The 18625-nt window shown below is 73.5% G+C and carries 16 protein-coding genes and 1 tRNA gene; 6 read left to right on the forward strand and 11 right to left on the reverse strand.

The window, feature by feature from the left end:
* Positions 1-58 precede the first annotated feature (58 nt).
* The 5 genes from Q9250_RS12025 to Q9250_RS12045 all read right to left on the reverse strand — a co-directional run bounded on the left by Q9250_RS12025 (position 59) and on the right by Q9250_RS12045 (position 4582).
* The gene (locus Q9250_RS12025; protein WP_422665043.1) at positions 59-706 is read right to left on the reverse strand and encodes a sugar transferase; all 648 of its coding nucleotides are present in this window, start codon (positions 704-706) and stop codon (positions 59-61) included.
* A gap of 322 nt (positions 707-1028) precedes the next feature.
* Complete coding sequence (locus Q9250_RS12030; protein WP_306232119.1) at positions 1029-1778, reverse strand: arsenate reductase/protein-tyrosine-phosphatase family protein; 750 nt, start codon at positions 1776-1778, stop codon at positions 1029-1031.
* 34 nt (positions 1779-1812) lie between these two features.
* On the reverse strand, positions 1813-2514 hold the full coding sequence (locus Q9250_RS12035; protein WP_306232120.1) for an arsenate reductase/protein-tyrosine-phosphatase family protein: 702 nt from the start codon (positions 2512-2514) through the stop codon (positions 1813-1815).
* Between the two features lie 9 nt (positions 2515-2523).
* Complete coding sequence (locus tag Q9250_RS12040) at positions 2524-3939, reverse strand: glycosyltransferase (protein ID WP_306232121.1); 1416 nt, start codon at positions 3937-3939, stop codon at positions 2524-2526.
* A gap of 202 nt (positions 3940-4141) precedes the next feature.
* Entirely contained in the window at positions 4142-4582 is a 441-nt protein-coding gene (locus Q9250_RS12045) for a MarR family winged helix-turn-helix transcriptional regulator (RefSeq protein WP_306232122.1), read from the reverse strand.
* Positions 4583-4734: 152 nt separating this feature from the next.
* On the opposite strand from Q9250_RS12045, the gene Q9250_RS12050 reads away from it, so the two are divergent.
* A complete protein-coding gene (locus Q9250_RS12050) occupies positions 4735-6180 on the forward strand; it encodes an HNH endonuclease signature motif containing protein (RefSeq protein ID WP_306232123.1) in 1446 nt (481 codons plus the stop codon).
* 163 nt (positions 6181-6343) lie between these two features.
* Positions 6344-6676, forward strand: coding sequence for a hypothetical protein (locus tag Q9250_RS12055; RefSeq protein ID WP_306232124.1), 333 nt, complete (start codon positions 6344-6346; stop codon positions 6674-6676).
* A gap of 40 nt (positions 6677-6716) precedes the next feature.
* Here Q9250_RS12055 and Q9250_RS12060 read toward each other — a convergent pair.
* The 4 genes from Q9250_RS12060 to Q9250_RS12075 form a co-directional block, all read right to left on the reverse strand.
* Positions 6717-6789 (reverse strand) — tRNA-Ala (locus Q9250_RS12060).
* 69 nt (positions 6790-6858) lie between these two features.
* On the reverse strand, positions 6859-8148 hold the full coding sequence (locus tag Q9250_RS12065; protein ID WP_306232125.1) for a hypothetical protein: 1290 nt from the start codon (positions 8146-8148) through the stop codon (positions 6859-6861).
* An 84-nt stretch (positions 8149-8232) separates the two neighbouring features.
* Positions 8233-8892, reverse strand: a complete 660-nt coding sequence (locus tag Q9250_RS12070) for a GNAT family N-acetyltransferase (RefSeq protein ID WP_306232126.1) — start codon at positions 8890-8892, stop codon at positions 8233-8235.
* A gap of 80 nt (positions 8893-8972) precedes the next feature.
* Positions 8973-11264, reverse strand: a complete 2292-nt coding sequence (locus Q9250_RS12075; RefSeq protein ID WP_306232127.1) for an LLM class flavin-dependent oxidoreductase — start codon at positions 11262-11264, stop codon at positions 8973-8975.
* A gap of 151 nt (positions 11265-11415) precedes the next feature.
* Between Q9250_RS12075 and Q9250_RS12080 the strand changes: the two genes are divergently transcribed.
* The 3 genes from Q9250_RS12080 to Q9250_RS12090 are packed head-to-tail and all read left to right on the forward strand — an operon-like array spanning position 11416 to position 12879.
* Positions 11416-12012 carry a 5-formyltetrahydrofolate cyclo-ligase gene (locus tag Q9250_RS12080; RefSeq protein ID WP_306232128.1) on the forward strand — a complete coding sequence of 199 codons (597 nt, stop codon included), beginning with the start codon at positions 11416-11418 and terminating at the stop codon, positions 12010-12012.
* Between the two features lie 3 nt (positions 12013-12015).
* Positions 12016-12438, forward strand: coding sequence for an FmdB family zinc ribbon protein (locus Q9250_RS12085; RefSeq protein WP_306232129.1), 423 nt, complete (start codon positions 12016-12018; stop codon positions 12436-12438).
* 45 nt (positions 12439-12483) lie between these two features.
* Positions 12484-12879 (forward strand): MscL family protein, encoded by a 396-nt coding sequence (locus Q9250_RS12090; protein WP_306232130.1) that lies wholly within the window; start codon positions 12484-12486, stop codon positions 12877-12879.
* Between the two features lie 486 nt (positions 12880-13365).
* Here Q9250_RS12090 and Q9250_RS12095 read toward each other — a convergent pair whose 3' ends face one another.
* Complete coding sequence (locus tag Q9250_RS12095; RefSeq protein WP_306232131.1) at positions 13366-13683, reverse strand: hypothetical protein; 318 nt, start codon at positions 13681-13683, stop codon at positions 13366-13368.
* A complete protein-coding gene (locus Q9250_RS12100) occupies positions 13680-17441 on the reverse strand; it encodes an AAA family ATPase (RefSeq protein WP_306232132.1) in 3762 nt (1253 codons plus the stop codon). The genes Q9250_RS12095 and Q9250_RS12100 overlap by 4 nt, the downstream gene beginning before the upstream one ends.
* 235 nt (positions 17442-17676) lie before the next feature.
* Here Q9250_RS12100 and Q9250_RS12105 point away from each other — a divergent pair, with 235 nt between their 5' ends.
* On the forward strand, positions 17677-18624 hold the full coding sequence (locus Q9250_RS12105; RefSeq protein ID WP_306232133.1) for a M23 family metallopeptidase: 948 nt from the start codon (positions 17677-17679) through the stop codon (positions 18622-18624).
* Position 18625: the final 1 nt, after the last annotated feature.

The following is an 18625-nucleotide window of genomic DNA, read 5'->3' on the forward strand; positions in this document are numbered from 1 at the left end:
CACATAGTAGGGGTCGGGCGACACGGCGCCGGTAGGCCCCAGGCTCGTGGGGCTTGGGCTAGTAGGCCCCTTCACCGGAGATCACCGCGCGGAACGTGCGCCAGAGGATCACCACATCGGTCGTCAGCGACCAGTGCTCGGCGTAGTGCAGGTCGAGCCGCACCGACTCATCCCACGAGAGGTTTGAGCGGCCGCTCACCTGCCACAGGCCCGTGATGCCCGGCTTGACGCAGAACTTGCGGTGCACGTGCTCCTCGTAGAGCTCGACCTCGCTGCGCAGCGGCGGCCGGGGCCCGACGAGCGCCATGTCGCCGGTCAGCACGTTGAACAGCTGCGGCAGCTCGTCGAGCGAGCTGCGGCGCAGCAGGGCGCCGAACCGCGTCACCCGCGGATCGACCCGCATCTTGAACAGCACCACGTTGCCGGGCTCGTCGCCGTCGACGCGCAGGTCGAGCAGGGTGCCGAGCCGCTGCTCGGCATCGACGTGCATGGTGCGGAACTTCAGCATCGTGAACGACCGCCCGTTGAAGCCGACGCGCTCCTGCCGGAAGAGCACGGGACCGGGAGAGTCGAGCATCAGGGCGATCGCGATGGCGAGCATCGGCAGGGCGAGCACCACGAGCAGCAGCAGGCCGGCGACCAGGTCGAGCGCTCGCTTCGCGACGCATTGCATCTCGTCGAACCGCGACGCCTGCCTGAGCTCCATCGTCACCCCCGGTCGTGGGCCGTGCACCTGCACGTTCGGCAAGCATGGCCACGGCGGGTTGCGAGCGGCTTTGCTCCGCCGAAGCGGTCGCTCAGGGTCGCGCGTGCGCCTCGCCGTGATGCTCAGGGGTACGCAAGGGCGCGGGGGGCGGTGCTGAGGGGGTGGGGTGCGGCTGAGGCGCGGGCAAGGATTTGCGCGGGCGCGGGTGCGGCTTCGAGGGAGCGGGGCGGTAGCCGCGGGGCTCAAGCGCGGGTGCGTCTTCGAGCGGGCGGGGCGGGCGAGGCCCGGGCTCAGGCGCAGGCGGGGCGGGCGAGGCCGGGGCTCAGGCGCGGGCGAGGGTCGCGAGCCCATCGGCGATCCGCGCGACGTGCCCGTCGATCGCCTCTGCTGAGCGCCGGTAGACCGCGGGGTCGAGCCTGTAGGGGTCTTCGATGTCGAGCTCGTGCGAGGTGGCGGACAACCGCATCCGCCCCTTCGTCCTCGCCGCTGCGTGCACCACCGCGCGCAGGAACGCGGCGGGGCCGGCGGCCTCGATCGACGGCACGGGCTCGGGCAGGTCGCCGTGCGCGAGCGCCTCGACGATGTGCGCGAACTCGATGAGCGTGAACGCGCGACGGCTGGCGCTCGGCACCAGCCGCATGCCGGCGGCGCGGTGCTCGCGCGCCATGCCCAGCACCAGGTCGGCGCCCAGCACATGCGGTTCGCGGATGCGTCGCGTGCGGTGCGCGCGCACGTCGCCGACGCCGAGGCGCTCGGCCTCGGAGGCCGCGAGGTCGTCCATCGGGTCGCCGTCGTAGGCCATGGTGCCGGCGCTCGCGACGGCGAGGAGGTCGGGTGCTGGGGCGGTGGCGGCGGCGGAGAGCGGCGCGGCGCCGATGCCGATGCCGATGCCGAGTGCCGCCGGGATGCGCGCGCGCAGCAGCTGCTCGGCCTGCGGCGAACGGCACAGGTTGCCGGTGCAGACGGTCAGGATGCGGAAGACCGGATCGGCGCTCGTAGCCTCGCCGGCCGAGCCGCGGGTGAGGCTCGTGCTCGTGGCGGCATCGTCGCGAGCGCGACGCCAGCCGCTCATGCGGCGGCTCCTGCTCGGCGGCGGTGCTGCACGGCTAGAGAGCGGGGAGATCCGCCTCGGCCCGCGCCGCGCGGCCGCCTGCGGCGAGCACGGACAGCGCCGCGGCGATGCGGGTGACGTGCCGGTCGATCGCGTCTGCCGAGCTGCGGTAGACCTCGGGCCCGTAGCCGTAGGGGTCGGGGATGTCGAGCAGCATCGCCGGCTTCGGCAGCGGCACCGTCGCGCGCGCCTGGCCGGCCGCCACGACGACGCCGCGCATGAAGGCGGCGAAGCCCTCCGGGCCGAGCGGCGCGACCGACGCGAGCGTGGTGCGGTCGGCGAGCGCCTCGACGATGCAGGTGAACTCGACGAGCGTGAACGACTTGGGCTTGACCCGCCTCGTCACCTTCGTCACCGCATCCCGGTGGTCGCAGGTCATGGTCAGGATGAGGTCGGCCTCGAGCGCGTGCGAGCGGCGCAGCCTGCGGGCGACGTGGTCAGCGGTGTCGTCGATGCCGAGGCGCTGTGCCTCGGCGATCGCCCATCGCTCCATCGCGGCGCCGTCGTTCGCTCGCGTGCCGGCGCTCGAGACGTCGAGCGCCTCGATGATCGTGCGACCGAAGGCCTCGGGGATGCGCTTGCGCAGCAGCTGCTCGGCCTGCGGCGAGCGGCAGATGTTGCCGGTGCACAGCGTGAGCACCCGGAAGATCCCCTGCGGCCTGGGCGCGAGGAAGGGGAAACGACTGGTGATCGCCATGTTCGAACACTAGGTCGCGGAATGCGTGGTGTCAGACAACTGGCGGACTTCCTGGGTGAACGCTGAGGATGGGGTGGGAGGCGAGGGCGGGGTCGCCGGGGTCGATGGCGATGCAGGCGCGGGCACCTGGCTGGGTGGCAGCGCGGAGGGCGGCAGCAGGTGCAGACCGCTGTGGCAGGTGAACTGCTCGACCAGCTCGGCCGCCCTCGTCGCGCCGCCGAGGCCGCGCAGCTCGTCACCGATCAGCGCCGCACGCTCGCGGTAGGCGGGCTCGCGCAGCAGCAGCCGCACCGCGGCCGCCACCCGCGCGGGCGTCGGGTGGCCGGTGCGCAGGTCGAGACCCGCGCCCGCCCATGCGACGCGAGCGGCGATCTCGGGCTTGTCGTGCGCGCCGCCGGCGACCACGAGCGGCAGGCCCTGCTCGAGCATCGCCAGCACGCCGCCCCAGCCGCCGTTCGTGACGCCCACTGCGGCGTGGGGCAGGATCGACGGGTACTGCAGGAAGTCGGCCAGCCGTGCGTTCGAGGGGTACCCGTGGCCGACGCGACGCCCCGAGGTCGTGCCCACCACCCGCACCGGCAGGTCGGCGAGGCCCTCGAGGGTCGGCAGCAGCAGTTCGCGCGGGTCGGTGTCGAGCGTGCCCTGGGTCACGAACACGACTGGGCGCGGCTCGTCGATGAGCGTCTCGACCCACAGCGGGGTCGCGAACGGCTTCTGCGCGGGCTCGAGCCTGCCGACGAAGCGCACCGTCTCGGGCAGGTCGCTGCGCGGGTACTCGAGCGACGGCGATCCGGTCGCGATGACGAGCTGCGGCGAGTAGAGCGCCTCGGCGAACGGCAGCCCCGGCCCCAGGTCGAGCTGCTCGCGCACCGAGCGGTAGGCCCGCTCGATCGGGGCGGATGCGACCGGCATGGCCGCGCGCAGCACGCGATCGCGCACGCGGTCGAGCCAGCCGGTCGGCGGCTGCAGCGCGAAGCCGACCGGCGGCAGGTCGCGGCTCGGCAGCGTGAGCGGCACGAGCGACACCGTCACCCACGGCTTGTTCAGCATCTCGGCGGCGATGCCGGCGCCCACCGTCATCACGTCGCCGACCAGCACGTCGAAGCGCTCGCGGCTGTTCGCCGCGCGCAGGTCGGCGACCTGGCCCATCGCGGTGCCGATGAAGACGTCGCGCAGCATGGCGAGCATCCCCCGCACACCGGGCCGGTCGGTCTCGGGGAACGTCTCGCTCAGGCGGTGCTCGTCGAAGTCCTGTGCTTCGCGCCACGGGATGATCTCGCACCCGAGCTCGGCGAACGCATCCGCATACCGTGCACCGGTGTAGGCATCGACACGGTGGCCGCGAGCCAGCAGTGCCGCGGCCAGCGCCGTCATTGGTCTGACGTGCCCCGCGAACGGCATCGCGGTCACCACGATGTGTGCCATGGCAAGACGGTACGGGCAGAGGTCAAGCCTTCCCCCCGGCGCCGGCCCAGTTTTGGGACAGTGTTCGCGCGCGCTCACCCGCGGCTGCGGTCGGTCGATCGGCAGGGGTTATCGAGGGCTGGCGCGGGCATCGCGGGGGCGATTGCGGGGGTGGGGTCGGGGTTGTCGCGGGGTGGGCGGCTGAGGTGCTCGGCGCAGGCGGTCAGTGCTCGTCGCGATCGCGATCGCGGTCACGCTCGAGCGCCGCCGCCAGCACCATCGCGGCCCGCTCCAGCGTGGCCCGCTCGCGCGCGCCGAGGTGCGAGAAGCGCGGCTCGAGGGCGTCGCCCGTGGCATCGCGCAGCTCGGATCGCAGCGCCCTGCCCGCCGGGGTCGGCTCGATGCGCGTCGCGCGCCCCTCGCCGGAGCGCCGCAGCCAGCCCTCGCGCTCGGCCTGCTGCACGAACACCGACATCGTCGGCTGCGCCACATGGCAGCGACGCGCCAGCGCGCTCACCGACATCGGACCCTCCGCCGACAGCACCGCGATCGCGCGCCGGATCGCCGCCGGCATCGCCGGCGCCGTCGCATCGTCGGCGAGCTTCGCGAGCAGATGGCCACTCTCCACGAGCGAGGCGAGCGCGAGCGCGAGACGGGTCGACATCCTGCAACTCTATAGGGGGCGGATGCGTCGCCACGGCCTGACTGGCCCCTCCTCCGTTCGCGAGATCCACAGAGACAAACCTGTGGACAACCCTTGCGCTTCGAATCTCTGTTCGAGTATGCTAGCCAGAGGCATCCAACGGAGGAGCGAGCATGGCGATCGAGACCGGCACCACGGCCGATGCCGTCGCCGCGCTCGAGGCAGCGCTCGCCGCAGCGGCCGATGCCGCGGCGGTGCTCGACGCGCTGCTCCCCCGCCTCGACACCCAGCAGCGCTGGGAGGTCGTCGGCCTCGTCGGCGACCTGGGCCGTGCCACCGACTCGTTGAAGCTCCGCATCGCCGACGACGTGGTCCACCGCCACGACGACCTGCCGAAGGACGAGCGGTTCACCGTCGGCTGCGGCTACCGCGATGTCGCCGACATGCTCGCGAGCGAGTTCGGTGCGAGCCGCTACGTCGTCAAGCGGCTCCTGGCCGCCACCAAGCACCTCAAGCCGTGGGTGACGATCACCGGCGACACCGTGCCCGCCCGGTTCCCGCTGCTCGGCGCCGCGATCGACCGCGGCGCGATCTCGATCGACCAGGCGGTCACCGTGATCGATGCCCTCGGCGACGCTCCCAACCGGGCGCATCCTGACGACCTCGCCGCCGCTGAGGCGGCACTGGTCGACCACGCCACCGGCGTGCGCGGCGCGCACCCGGCCGACAGCGAGGTGCTCGAGCGGCCCATGCCGCCCGAGATGCTCGCCAAGGTCGCCCGCGGCTGGCGCGACGCGCTCGACCCCGATGGTGTCGAGCCCACCTACGAGCAGCAGCTGCGCCAGCGCGACTTCCGCTTCGGCACGCGCGCCGACGGCATGTTCGCCGGCGCGTTCGTGCTCACGCCCGACCAGGGCCCCACCTTCGCCGCCGCCTTCGACGCCTTCACGCGCCCGAAGAGCCCGCGCTTCAAGGACGACGCCGAGCTCGACACCGCGCTGGTCGACGGCGACGACCGCACGCGCGGGCAGCGCATGGCAGACGCGCTCGTCGCGATGGTCGCCAGCTCGGTCGAGGGTCGCGAGGTGCCCAGGGTCGGCGGTGAGGCGCCCACCGTCGTCATCCACGTGCAGAAGAGCGCCATCGATGCCGCGGCCGAGGGCGTGCCCGGCTGCACCGCCACCGTCGAGCGCACCGGCGAGACCGTGCCCGTGCACGTCGCCTCCGCCATCATGTGCGACGGCTACATCCAGTCGGTCACGATCGGCGCCGACGGCGAACCGCTCTACCTCGGCCGCCGCAAGCGCTTCTTCAACCGGGCCCAGCGCCGAGCGCTCGCCGCGCGCGACGGCGGCTGCCGAGCCCCGGGCTGCGACTTCCCCGTCGGCTGGACCGACGCGCATCACATCCAGCCATGGAGCGAAGGCGGGCCGACCGACCTGTCCAACGGCATCCTGCTCTGCAAGCATCATCATCAGGAAGTGCATCGCGGCGCCCTCGAGATCGTCTGGGGCGAGCACGGCTGGGTCGTGCAGCCGACGATGCGAGCGCCCTACCGACGGCGAGGGTGGACGGTCATCGCCGACCCCGAGCGCCTCTATCCCAAGCGCGCCGCCTGAGCGCCAGCGAGCCCTGGTGATCGTCGCTCAGCGCGGGCGTCGCCGCCGTGCGAATCGGCGGGTGCTGCTGGCCGACGCCGGCGGAGCGACTGCCCGACATGCTGGGCAAAGCCTGGGTCACCGAACCTCGACCTGCTCGCCTCCGCATTGCTACGTTGCGGCCGTGGAGACCACTCAGCAGCGCGACGCGGCTCGCGTCCCGGCGCGCGTCGCATTCATCACCGCGGCCGCCGCCGCGCTCTCGCTGCTGATCGCAGGACTGTCGGTGGCCGTCGACGGCATCGTCGAGCTCTTCTGGGTCATGGCCTGGTGCGCCGCACCCGTCGCCGCCATCGCCAGCATCGCCGCGGCAGTGCTCCTGTGGCGCGATCGCGATCGCGCCAGCAGCCGGCGCTCGGCACTCGCCAGCCTCGCGCTGGTCGCAGCCGCCATCGTGATGCTCGGCCTCATGCTGCTGCTGCAGCCACCCTTCGGCTCCGGCGGCGGCAGCGCCTGAGCAAGCGAAAAGCCCCGCCGAAGCGGGGCTTTCCGAAACGTGGACCCGGGGGGAATCGAACCCCCGACCTTCTCATTGCGAACGAGACGCGCTACCAACTGCGCCACGGGCCCGGACCGATACAGCGTAACCGACGGGACCGCATCCGACGAAATCGAGCGGCAGGTCGGGTGGCTGCAAGCTCAGCCCACGCGGCGCGCGAACGCCGCGTGCACGTCGAGACCGCCGAGGTCGTCGTCGACCATGCCCATCGAGGCGAAGCGCGACGGCTTCACCGGCTCCTCGACCCGCACGACGTCGAGCTGCTCCGCCCGCGCGACCGCGTCCTCGCGCTGCGCCTCCTCGATCGGCGCCTCGCCGAACGGCGCCTCGCCGAACGATGCCTCGCCGAACGGCGCCTCGCGCTGCGGCGCCTCGCTCGACGACGCACCGCGCTGCGGCGCGGCGCTGAACGGCACATCGCGCAGCGGCACCTCGCGGATCGGCACCGCCGGCGCCGTCGGCTGCAGGCGCCGCTCGGTCGTCGTCGTCTCGATCTCGCCGGTGACGATCTCCTCGAAGCTCGCCTCGAGCCGCGTCACCCTCGCGAGCGGCCCCGAGATCGCCTTGCGGTCCTCGGCGAGCTGCGCCCGCGCACGCTGCAGCAGGTCGTCGCCGGGGCGCGGCGCGTACTGCACGCGCACGCGCTGCTCGGGCACCGGCCGCGGCGACCACGAGCGCGACGCGAGCGCCTCGTCCGCGGGCGCCTCGTCCGCAGGCACCTTGCCCACCGCCGCGACGACGCCCGTCGTGCGGCGAGCATCCGCTCCCCTGCCGCCCGAGCGCGCCACGACCTCCGCCGTCATGCGCGCCTCGGCCGCCACCGCCTCGGCCGCGACCTGACGCGCCTCGACCAGTGTGCGCACCTGCGGCGCCGTCGTCTCGGCGACCGTGCGCATCCGCTGCGACGACGCGTTGACCGCGATCAGGCCCACCGCACCCAGCACCGCCACCGCGGCACCGACCGCCAGCAGCACCTCGAGCCCCGGCACGATGAAGCCAGCGACGACACCCGCGAGCGCCGCGACGACCAGCGCGAAGCAGGCGAGGCGCGTGCGCCGCAGCCGCTGCGCCCGCGACACCGTCGACTTCACCGCCGCGCGCACCTCGCGCTCGACCGCCTTGATCTGCTCGTCGAGCTCGCGCGCGCGGGCCACGGCCTTCGCGTGCTCGAGCGCCTGCTTGAGCCGCTGCTCCTTCGCGACCGCGCGCTGCTGCACCGCGATCGTGCGCGCGTCTGCCTCGAGGCGCACCTCCTCGGGCGCCTCGGCCGACTCGGCCATGATGCGCAGCGTCTGCTGCAGGCGGATGGCGTTGCGCTCGGTCGCCAGGTACTCGCGCTTCCGGGTCCATACCGGCACGAGGTAGGCGACCCAGAGCACGACGGCGACGAGGAGGACGAGCGACGTCCCGAGACCTGCGAACTCTGGCATGTCCAGCACGGTAGCTTTCGCCGCGCCCCATCTCGGGACGGCGCACGGCAATTCGCCGGTCCGGTCGTCGAGATCGTGCCGCCGCTACCCGTTGCGGTCGGCGCGAGGGTCGCCGCCGACCTCCATCGGGTAGACCGAGCGGTCGAACTTCGGCACCTGACCCTCCAGGTAGCGGGCGAGGATCGGCTGCGGCAGCTCGTCGCGCACGAGCGCGAAGCAGAGGTGGTCGCGCCAGTCGCCGTCGATGTGGATGTAGCGGCGGCGGCAGCCCTCGTAGCGGAAGCCCAGCTTCTCGACCACCCGCAGGCTCGCGAGGTTCTCGGGCCTGATGCAGATCTCGACCCGGTGCAGGCCGCGCGTGAAGAGCAGGTGGTCGGCCACCATCGCCACCGCGATCGTCGTCGCGCCGCGGCCGGCGAAGCGGCGGGCGATCCAGTAGCCGAGCGTCGACGAGGCGAGCGCGCCGCCCGAGATGTTGGCGACGTTCAGCTGCCCGGCGAACTCGCCGTCGACCTCGATCGCGAAGGCGAGGCCCGTGCCGTCGCGGTCGGCCTCCAGCAGCGACCGGATCGACGACTTCGTGTCGAAGTGCCCGCTCGGCCGCGACCCGGGCAGGGTCGCCTCCCAGCGCTCGAGCCAGGGCCGGTTGATCATCAGCTCCTGCTCGAGCGCCTTCGCATCGCGCAGGCGGATGCCGCGCACGGCGACGGCCCCGTACGAGAGCCGAGGGGCGCTGTCGAACACGGGGTCAGCCTACGCGGCGAGGCGGCGCGCGGCGCGCAGCGGCGGCGTGCAACGGCGGCGTCCGATGCGGCCCCGCACGCCTACTCCACGACCGGGTGGGCCACGACCGCGGCGGTCGCGACCACGTTGAAGTTGTCGCGGAAGAGGTTCTCGGGATCGACCTCGGCCTTCAGCGCCCGCAGCCGCGCGAGCGTCGCGGGCGGGAACGCCTCCTCGAGCCGCCCCGGCCGCTGATCGGTCTCGAACGAGAGATAGAGGCCGGATGCGTGGGGCGCGACGAGCGTGTCCCATGCGGCATCGAGGCGCACACGGTCCATCCCGAACGCGATCACCGAGAACTTCGCGTCGCGGTGCGCGAAGGCCGTCTCGTCGCTCGGCACATCGGCGACCGCCCCGCCCATCGCTCGGATCTGGAAGAAGTAGTGCGCGCCCGCGTCGAGGAACCGCGCGAGCCCCTTCGCCACCTCGGGCGTGATCGAGCCGATCAGCGCCGAGCGGGTCGCCGGCTCGCCCTGCCCCTGGTGCGCGCCGCCCGGCGCGTTGTCGATCACGCCGGCATAGCGGGTCCTGATCACCTGCTGCCCGACCAGCGGCGCGATCATCGCGAACGGCTGCAGGTGCTCGACGATCTCCTCGGGGTCGGATGCGTCGACCGCGATCATCGCCTGCGCGACCCTCCCTCGGCCGCTTCCGCCCTGCCCGGGCCGATCGCGGCCAAGCAGCAGGAACGGCGTCACCACGCGGTCGCTCGCCTCGGTCGCCGCGCCCCAGCCTGCGAAGAACTCGGCCGTCTCCCCCGCATCGAAGGCGAGCTGGGCGAACCCGATGTCGCCGACCGGCTGCGCGACGAGCTCGAACGCCACCGCGACGCCCAGGTTGGCGCCCGCGCCGCGCATGCCCCAGAACAGCTCCGGGTGGTCGTCGCGGCTCGCCCGCACCAGGTCGCCGTCGGCCAGCACCACATCGACCGCCTCGAGGTGGTCGATCGTCAGCCCGTGCTCGCGGCCCAGGAACCCGACGCCGCCGGCCGTCGCCAGCCCGCCCACGCCCACGCCGCCGAAGTCGCCCGACGAGATGGCCCAGCCGTGCTCGTCGAGCACGCGCGCCACCTCGCCCCAGGTCGCGCCGGCGCCAATGCGCACGAGGCGACGCGACGCATCCACCACATCGATGCGGTCGAGCGCCCCCACGTCGATGACGATGCCGCCGTCGTTCGTCGAGCGGCCGGAGATGCCGTGCCCGCCCGAGCGCACGCTGAGCGGCACCCTGCCCTCGGCCACGCCCTGCCGGCGCGCGAAGTCGATCGCCTCGGCGACCTGCGCGGGGCTCGTCGGGCGCAGCACGATGCCGGGCGCGCCGCCGCGCAGGTAGGTGTTCTGCCGCTCGGGGTACTCCCAGGAGCCGGGCTCGACGGCGGTGGCGGCGAGGCTCGCGGGCACCGCGGCGTAGTCGAGCGCCGGCGCGCGCTTGGCGAGCGCGGCTGCCGACAGGCGCGGGCCGACCTCGGTGCCGCGCGACGCGCGCTCGGCGGCGACCTGCTCGCGCACCGCCGGCGCCACCTCGGCCATGAAGCGCTGCATGGTGCCCGCGTCGTCGGTCGCGACGATGAAGGTGCTCGTGCCGTGCTCGATCGCCAGCTCGACCAGCTGCTCGACCTTCGCCGGGTCGGCCATGTCGGCGCCGACGTTCAGCAGCCGGCGGATCTCATGCGCGTCGCGGCCGGCACGAGCCGCCGCCTCGTCGATCGTGGCGTTGCCGCGGGCGAGGTCGCCGGGCTGCATGTAGCCGAGGCTCGGCAGCCAGCCGTCGCCGAGCCGACCCGTGAGGCGCAGCATGCGCGGCTTGTAGGCGCCGATGTGGATCGGCACCGGGTGCGCCGGCTGCGGCCCGCGCTTCGCGCCCGACGCCCGGTGGTGCGTGCCGTCGACGCGCACGCCGCCGCGCTCGGCCGTGCTCCAGATCTCGCGGATGATCCTGATCGCCTCCGACAGCGCATCGACGCCCTGCCCGGGCGTCAGCTTCGTGCCGCCCATCGCCTCGATCGCATCCCAGAAGCCGCCCGAGCCGAGGCCCAGCTCGACGCGGCCGCCGGTCAGCAGGTCGAGGCTCGCGGCGCTGCGGGCCAGCACCGCCGGCTGCCGCAGCGGCACGTTCGCGACGTTCGGCGAGAGGCGGATGCGCTCGGTCACCGCCCCGACGTAGCTCAAGAGGGTCCACGTGTCGTGGAAGGCGGGCTGGTACGGGTGGTCCTGGAAGGTGGCCAGGTCGAAGCCGGCCAGCTCGGCCGCCTGCGCCAGCTGCACCGGCTGCTGCGGTGCCTGGTTGGTCGGCGTGATGAAGACCCCGAACTCGATCTCGTGCCCGAAGTCCATCGCCTCACGCCTTCCGCTCCGGCGCCGTGCAGCGCCTCTGGATGCAACCGGGCGGCGGGGTGCGAACATTCCCGCGCCGGGCGCGGTGCGAACATCCCGGTGCGCGGCGGGGGTGCCGGCTCGTTCACCGAAGCGCGCTAGATTCCGGGGCGTGACCGACCAGGAGGCCGCTGCCGAGGAGGCCAAGCGCGCGCTGCGACGCCGGCTGCGCACCGAGCGGGCGGCACGCGGGCCCGCGTTCGCCGCCGAGCGCGCCCCCGGGCTCAGCGCACAGCTGCAGGCGCTCACCGAGCAGCTCGGCGCACGCACCGTCACCGCCTACCTGTCGCTGCCGGAGGAGCCCGACACCCGCGCGTTCCTGCGCTGGGCCGCAGCCTCGGGCATCCGGGTGCTGCTGCCGATCATCCGCAGCGACGGCCTGCTCGACTGGGCCGAGCACGACGGCACCGAGACGATCGAGGCGACCCTCGGCATCCCCGAGCCCACCACCGAGGCGCTCGCGCCCTCGGCGCTCGACGAGGTCGACCTGATGCTGATCCCGGCCACCGCGGTCGGCCGCGACGGATCCCGCCTCGGCGGCGGCCGCGGCTTCTTCGACAAGACGATCGCCAGCATGAGAGAATGTCCTCCGGTCTACGCGGTGGTGCATGACGAGGAGCTGTTCGACTCCGTTCCGCACGCGGCGTACGACCAGCCCGTCGACGGCGTCGTGACGCCGACCGGGATCCACCCCACGCTGAGGAGCTGACCCGTGCCCGTCTACGCCTATGCCTGCACCGACTGCGGCAACGCCTTCGACGTGAAGCAGAGCTTCCACGAAGCCGCCCTCACCGTCTGCGACGCCTGCGGCGGCACGCTGCGCAAGCAGTACGGCACCGTCGGCGTCACCTTCAACGGCTCGGGCTTCTACCGCACCGACTCGCGCGCGGCCGCGAAGGGCGGCTCGGGCTCCGGTGGCTCCGGCTCGGGTGGCTCCGGCTCGGGTGGCTCCGGCTCCGGCAGCTCGGGTTCGGGCGGCTCCGGCTCCGGCAGCTCGGGCTCGAGCAGCGGCTCCGGCTCGGGCAGCTCGGGCTCGAGCAGCGGCTCCGGCTCGACGGGCTCAGGCTCGAGCTCGAGCAGCGGCAGCGCCGCACCCAAGGCCCCCGCCAAGTCCGGCGGTTCCGGCCGGGACTGACCGGCAGGCGCAGACCCGACGAGAGTCACGACCGAGGAGGACCCCATGGAGGGCTTCAAGAAGTTCCTGATGCACGGCAACGTGATCGAGCTGGCCGTCGCGGTCGTCATGGGCACCGCGTTCGGCGCCGTCGTGAGCGCGTTCGTCGACGGCATCATCACGCCGATGATCTCGAGCGCGTTCGGCGCGTCCGAGATCGAGGACGCCACCGTCGGCATCTTCAAGATCGGCCTGGTGCTCGCCGCGCTGATCAAGTTCGTGGCCATCGCCGCGGTCGTCTACTTCACGCTCGTGCTGCCGATGGCCAAGCTGAAGGAGCGCAACGACCGCCGCAAGGGCATCTCGCCCGAGGCGCCCGCCGAGACCGACGTCGACATCCTGGGCGACATCCGCGAGCTGCTGCGCACGCAGAGCGCCCCCGGGGCGGCCCCGCGCGCCTGACCGCAGCCGCGCCCCACTGCGCGCGGCGTCACCGCGTCGCGAAACGCGGACGCATCCGCCGAACGTCACCGAACGCGGACGCATCGCCCGCCTTTGGCGACCGCTCCGCGTTTCGGAACGGCGGCGCCGCGGCCGCCCAGCCCCGCCGCGTCGCGAAACGCGGACGCATCCGCCGAACGTCACCGAACGCGGACGCATCGCCCGCCTTTGGCGACCGCTCCGCGTTTCGGAACGGCGGCGCCGCGGCCGCCCAGCCCCGCCGCGTCGCGAAACGCGGACGCATCCGCCGAACGTCACCGAACGCGGACGCATCGCCCGCCTTTGGCGACCGCTCCGCGTTTCGGAACGGCGGCGCCGCGGCCGCCCAGCCCCGCCGCGTCGCGAAACGCGGACGCATCCGCCGAACGTCACCGAACGCGGACGCATCGCCCGCCTTTCGCGACCGCTCCGCGTTTCGCCACGGAAGGGACCGCAGGGGCGGATGCGTCAGCCCCAGTGCGGCGGGACGTCACCCTTCAGGCGCTGGTCGTTCTCGGACGACTGGTGCTGCTCGCGCGCCGGCTCGCCGATGTAGCCGGGCGCGGGCTCGGTCGAGACGCGGCGGCCGCGACGCTTGATCACGAGCGGGGCCTGCGCGGGCACGGCCTCCCGTGGCTCTACCTGCTCGGGCGAGGCCGACTGCGGCACGACCTCCTCGGGCACGGAACGCTGCGGCTCTACCTGCTCGGAGTCGGCCCCCGCCACCCCGGCGGGCGCCACCCCGACGGGCTCAGCCCCGTCGGCGACCGGATCGTGCGCGGTCACGACCGCGACGCATCCGCCCCGACGAGCTCGGCGATGCGGTCGGCCACGCCCTCGGGATCGGTGAACAGCTCGAAGGCGTGCACGCGCATCGTGTGCCAGCCGAAGCGGCGCAGGATCTCGGGCCGCAGCCGCAGCGCCTCGCGCAGCGTGCGGTCGCCGTCGTCGTGGTCGGCCTCGATCGCGGCGCAGATGCCGCCGTTGGCGACGACCAGCGGCAACTGCCCGTCGTAGGAGACGTCGGCGCGCAGTCCCCGCCGCCGCAGGCGCGTCGCGAGGTCGACCATCAGCGGGTCGCCGCCGAAGAACGACTTCGGCGGACCCTCGGCGGCCGCGTCGAGCAGGATCTCGCGCAGCTGCGCCGCGCCGTGCTCGAGCTTGTCGGGGTCGAGCGCCGCCGCATCGAACGCGGTGACGATCTGCAGCGCCTTGCGCGCGCGGGTCATCGCGACCGCCAGCAGCCGCTCGCCGCCGGGCTGCCCGAGCGTGCCGAAGTCGACGTTGCGGCCGTGCTTCGTGTGGCCGTAGCCGACCGAGAAGATCACCCGGTCGCGGCTCAGCGCGCTCGCGTGGGTGACGTCGACGATGACGAACGGCTCCTCGCGCTCGGCGACGACGAAGTCGGTCAGCGGGTTCGACGACGCGAGCGCCGCCATCACCGCCTGCTGCAGCCGCACCTCGTGCTTCTCGTTGGCCGTGACGACCATGAGCGACTCCTGCGGCCGCGAGCGCGCGTGCTGGGTGACCAGCTGCACGACCCGGTCGACCTCGGCGTCGGGGCTCTCGATGGTCGCCGCGCCCTGCTCGGGCAGTCCGTGCGCGCCGTGCACGATCGAGGCGGTCAGCGACGCGTGCCCGAGGTAGGCGCCCGCCCACGGCAGCGCCTCGATGCGACCCTCGTAGAAGCGGTCGTTCACCGCGGTCGCGAGGTCGGCGCCGCCCGTGCGGTACGAGCGCGTCAGGTGCAGCTTGGGCAGCACCTGGCCGAGCCGCGACAGCGCCGACTCGGCGTGCAGCTCGTCGGGCGTCGAGAGCTCCTCGGTGGGCCGCACGCCCAGCGTCGAGATGCCCACGTCGAACGGCGACGGCGTCTGCGTCACCGAGTCGCCCAGCGCGATCACCTGGCGGGCACGGCTGATGGCGCCCGCGGCCTCGGCGATCGTGATGGCTCCGGCGTCGGCGATGAGCACGGCGTCGAAGGGGATGCGCTTCGGCACCCGGTGCAGGTCATAGGGCGACGACAGCCACACGGGCGCGACCGAGCGGGTCAGGTGCGGCGCGACGCGCTGCAGCTCGTCGGCGTCGACCGCACCGGCCTTGATGAGGCGACGCAGGGCATCCGCCTCGTCTGCGTGGTCCTCGACCGCGAGCCGCCACTGCTGCGCCAACTGGTGCGCGAGGCGGGCACTCGAGGCGTCGACGTGCGCCTCGTCGACGAGCGCGAAATCCTGCTCAAGGCGGCGCAGCACGTCGGTGTTGCCGCGCAGCAGCGCCCGCTCGCGACCGATCATCGCCTGCAGCGCCGACTGCCACCAGGCGAGGTCGAGCTCGTGCTCGACCTGGTCGTCGGCGACGTGCCGGTCGGCGAAGTCGGCCAGCAGCGCGTCGAGGCCGAGCTGCTCGACGCTCGTCATCAGCTCGGCGCGCTCCTGGATGTTCTGCAGCGCGTCGCTCGGCGCCGCGAGCTCGGCGATGCGCTGCTCGAGGTCGGCGAGCGGCAGGTCGATGCTCTTCGTGCCGGGCGTCAGCGCCAGGTCGAGCCGCTCGAGCCTGCGCTCGACGTCGCGCAGCTGCGCGTCGAGCGCGCCGAGGCCGGCCGGCACCGAGGGGATCGAGCCGTCGGGCGCGAACTTCGCCCACAGCCGCCGCTGCTGCTGCGCGGCGAGCAGCACGTCGTGCAGATCGCCCACGTGCGCGCCGGGGCGCACGTACTCCTCGGCGAGCTTGCGCAGCCGCCTGCGCTGCATGCCGCCGAGCGACTGCACGGCCTCGCGGCGCGAACCGGTCGCGGTGATGAGCTCGCCGAGCGGCCGGTCGTAGATCGACGGCGTCATCACGTCGAGCGTCGACCGCACGTCGGTGAGCAGCGCGACCTGGATGCCCAGCTCTGCCAGCGTCGACGCGGGCCGCAGCTTCGTGTCGCCGATGACCTTGCGGGCCGCCTGCAGCAGCGCCTGCAGCTGGCCGCCGGCGAGCTCCTGCGAATCGGTCAGGGCGGCGGATGCGTCGCCAGAGCTCTCGAAGGACGCCCCGTACCAGGGCGTGTCGGAGGGCCCGTAGCGGAACTGCCCGAGCGCTGCGGCCTTGCGCATGGTCGCGGCGATGCGCGGGCGGTCGGTCGCGAGCCTGCGGGTGGCCTGCTCGCTGAGCCGGGCCCTGGTCGACGGAGGCGTCGGCAGCATCGCGAGCCGCGAGAGCTCCTTGAGCGCGTCGAGCACGCTCACCTGCAGCTCGGGGTCGACGCGGCGGAGCGCGGCGCGGTAGTCGAGCAGCACCTTGCGCAGGCGCAGCATCGCCTCGTCGATCTCGGCCGTCTCGGGCCGCGGCGACTGCTCGATGCGGCGGATCGCGGCGATCAGGTCGCGGCGCAGCGTCGCCTCCGACACCGCGAGGCCCTCGAGCTTGGTGCTGGCGAGGCGGTCGCCGATGTCGCGCAGCGTCGCGCGGCGGGGGCTGACGACGAGCACCCGCTTGTCGTCGCCGACGAGCGCGGCGACCACGTTGACGATCGTCTGCGTCAGGCCGGTGCCCGGCAGCGCCTCGACGACCAGCGAGTTGCCGGCGGCGGCCTCGGCGATCACGGCGTCCTGCTGCTGGTCGGCGTCGAGCACGAGCCGGTCGACCTCGGGATCGCGCCGGTCCTGCGGCGTCTCGTCGAGCCCCGAGCGGCCCTCGCGCACGCGCCACGCGGCCTGCTCGTCGCCGCGCACCGCGTCGAGCACGTCGTGCGGGCTCTGCTGCAGGTCGACGGCCATCGGCTCACCGACGTCGGCGAAGGTGGATGCGACCAGTCGCGCCTCGACCGAGAAGCCCGGCACGTGGGCGGCCGCCTGGCGCACCGCGTCGAGCACGGCGTTCGGCGTGCTCGTGCCCTCGCCGCTGGCGAGCTGCGACAGCTGGCGCTCGTCGAGGCGCACGCCGTGGTGGCCGCGCAGGATGCTCGACATGCGCGGGTTCACGAAGGGTCGGCCGAGCAGCTGCAGCTCGAAGTCGCGCCCGCGGCGGCGCACGACCAGCGGGCGCAGCAGCACGGGGCCGAACACGTCGCGATCGCCGTGCGGGAACCGCGCCATGCCGATGCCCAGGTGCACGGCGTCGATCGAGCGGGCGGCGGCCAGCTCGATGCCCTTCGAGGCGATCGCGGCGGCGGCGCCGCGCGCGGCGCGCAGCGCCAGGTCGTCGCGGATCAGGCTCGACAGCGCGGTCGGGCGCCCCGTGATGAACTGCGCAAGGCCCCCCGGATGCGTCGTGGAGAGCTCGATGCGCGTCGCGGTGGTGTCGATGAAGTCGGTGAGGGGGCTGCGCCCGCCGACGCGACGCAGCGCATCCGCCCACGCCTGCCACTCGCCCTCGGGGCGGCGGGGCTCGGGCGCGGGCTCCCGCTCGACCGTGGGCTCGCCGGTGAGCGAGCGGTCGGGACCCGCGCCGGCAGCGCCTTCCGCGGGCCGCTCGCTCCCGCGCTCGTCGGCTGCGGCGGCGGCCTCGTGCGTCGCCTGGCCGACGAGCTCGTCGCCCTGGATCTCCATCTCGTTCTCGCGCACGTCGTCAGGGTAGTCGGGCTCCCGCGGCGCGGCCGGGTGACACTGCGGGAGAGCGCAGAATCGGGCGGCGCGGACCGACGGGCGGACTAACCCTTGCCGAATCGTTATCACGTTGTTATATTTGGTGGCTGGACGTGCGAGGAGCGCACTCCTCGCTGCATCGTCACCGGTGCGTCCGATCGTTCGCGTGCTGGGCAGAGGGGGCCGACGCCGTCACCCCGATCCCCGACGAAAGATGCCCTCCCTCTTGCTGCAGCGCCCGATCCGATCCCGTTCGCCCTACGCCGGCGAGACGCCCCCTCCCGCAGCACCGCGCTCACCGCGCGCTGCACGGGGAGCCGGGCACCTCTCGCGGCAGCTCATCGCAGGAGGATCGCTGCTCGTCACGGCCTCGATGGTGCTCGTGCCCTCGCTGCCTGCCGCGGCCGTGCAGGCGCCCGACCAGCTCGACGCGATCGCCGCCCAGCTCGAGGAGCCGCAGCCGCAGGCGCAGGCCCAGGCCCAGGCCCAGACGCTCGAGCCGACCGCTGCCGAGCCGTCGGTCGAGTTCGCCCGCGACGACATCATCGTGCTCGAGGCTCCTCCCGAGCCCGAGCCCGAGCCCGAGCCAGAGCCCGAGCCCGCGGTCGCAACCGGCGCCGTGACGCCCAGCCAGCTTCCCGACCTGCAGGCGGTCGCCGACTCCGAGACCCCCGGCCCCGCCTACGGCGGCGATCCGGCCTACCCCCGCGTCTGGAGCATGCTCGAGACGAGCTACACCCAGACGCCGTTCCCGGGCATCGCTCAGCTGCCCATCTCGAGCGGCTTCGGCTACCGTTCCGGGGGCTTCCACGGCGGCACGGACATCCCCCTGCCTGCCGGCCAGGAGATCCGGCCGATCGCCAGCGGCGTGGTCACCGCGGTCTACCAGGGCAACACCCCCGGCGGCGGCGGCTACGCGGTGTGGATCGACCACAACATCGACGGCCAGTTCGTGCAGTCGTGGTACCCGCACATGACCGCAGGCTCCATCCAGGTCGAGGTCGGCCAGGTGGTCGACATCAACACCGTCATCGGCCAGGTGGGCAGCACCGGCAACTCGACCGGGCCCCACCTGCACCTCGAGCTGAAGAACAGCGACTACGTGTCGTTCGACCCGATGCTCTGGCTGCAGACGCGCCAGATGCGCCTCGAGTACAACTAGC

The sequence above is a fragment of the Agrococcus beijingensis genome, assembly GCF_030758955.1.
GTDB lineage: Bacteria > Actinomycetota > Actinomycetes > Actinomycetales > Microbacteriaceae > Agrococcus > Agrococcus beijingensis.

Bases quoted from the DNA above. Each gene is read 5' to 3' on its own strand.
- Q9250_RS12025 (WP_422665043.1), bottom strand. From the start codon at position 706: ATGGAGCTCAGGCAGGCGTCGCGGTTCGACGAGATGCAATGCGTCGCG.
- Q9250_RS12030 (WP_306232119.1), bottom strand. From the start codon at position 1,778: ATGAGCGGCTGGCGTCGCGCTCGCGACGATGCCGCCACGAGCACGAGC.
- Q9250_RS12035 (WP_306232120.1), bottom strand. From the start codon at position 2,514: ATGGCGATCACCAGTCGTTTCCCCTTCCTCGCGCCCAGGCCGCAGGGG.
- Q9250_RS12040 (WP_306232121.1), bottom strand. From the start codon at position 3,939: ATGGCACACATCGTGGTGACCGCGATGCCGTTCGCGGGGCACGTCAGA.
- Q9250_RS12045 (WP_306232122.1), bottom strand. From the start codon at position 4,582: ATGTCGACCCGTCTCGCGCTCGCGCTCGCCTCGCTCGTGGAGAGTGGC.
- Q9250_RS12050 (WP_306232123.1), top strand. From the start codon at position 4,735: ATGGCGATCGAGACCGGCACCACGGCCGATGCCGTCGCCGCGCTCGAG.
- Q9250_RS12065 (WP_306232125.1), bottom strand. From the start codon at position 8,148: ATGCCAGAGTTCGCAGGTCTCGGGACGTCGCTCGTCCTCCTCGTCGCC.
- Q9250_RS12075 (WP_306232127.1), bottom strand. From the start codon at position 11,264: ATGGACTTCGGGCACGAGATCGAGTTCGGGGTCTTCATCACGCCGACC.
- Q9250_RS12090 (WP_306232130.1), top strand. From the start codon at position 12,484: ATGGAGGGCTTCAAGAAGTTCCTGATGCACGGCAACGTGATCGAGCTG.
- Q9250_RS12105 (WP_306232133.1), top strand. From the start codon at position 17,677: ATGCCCTCCCTCTTGCTGCAGCGCCCGATCCGATCCCGTTCGCCCTAC.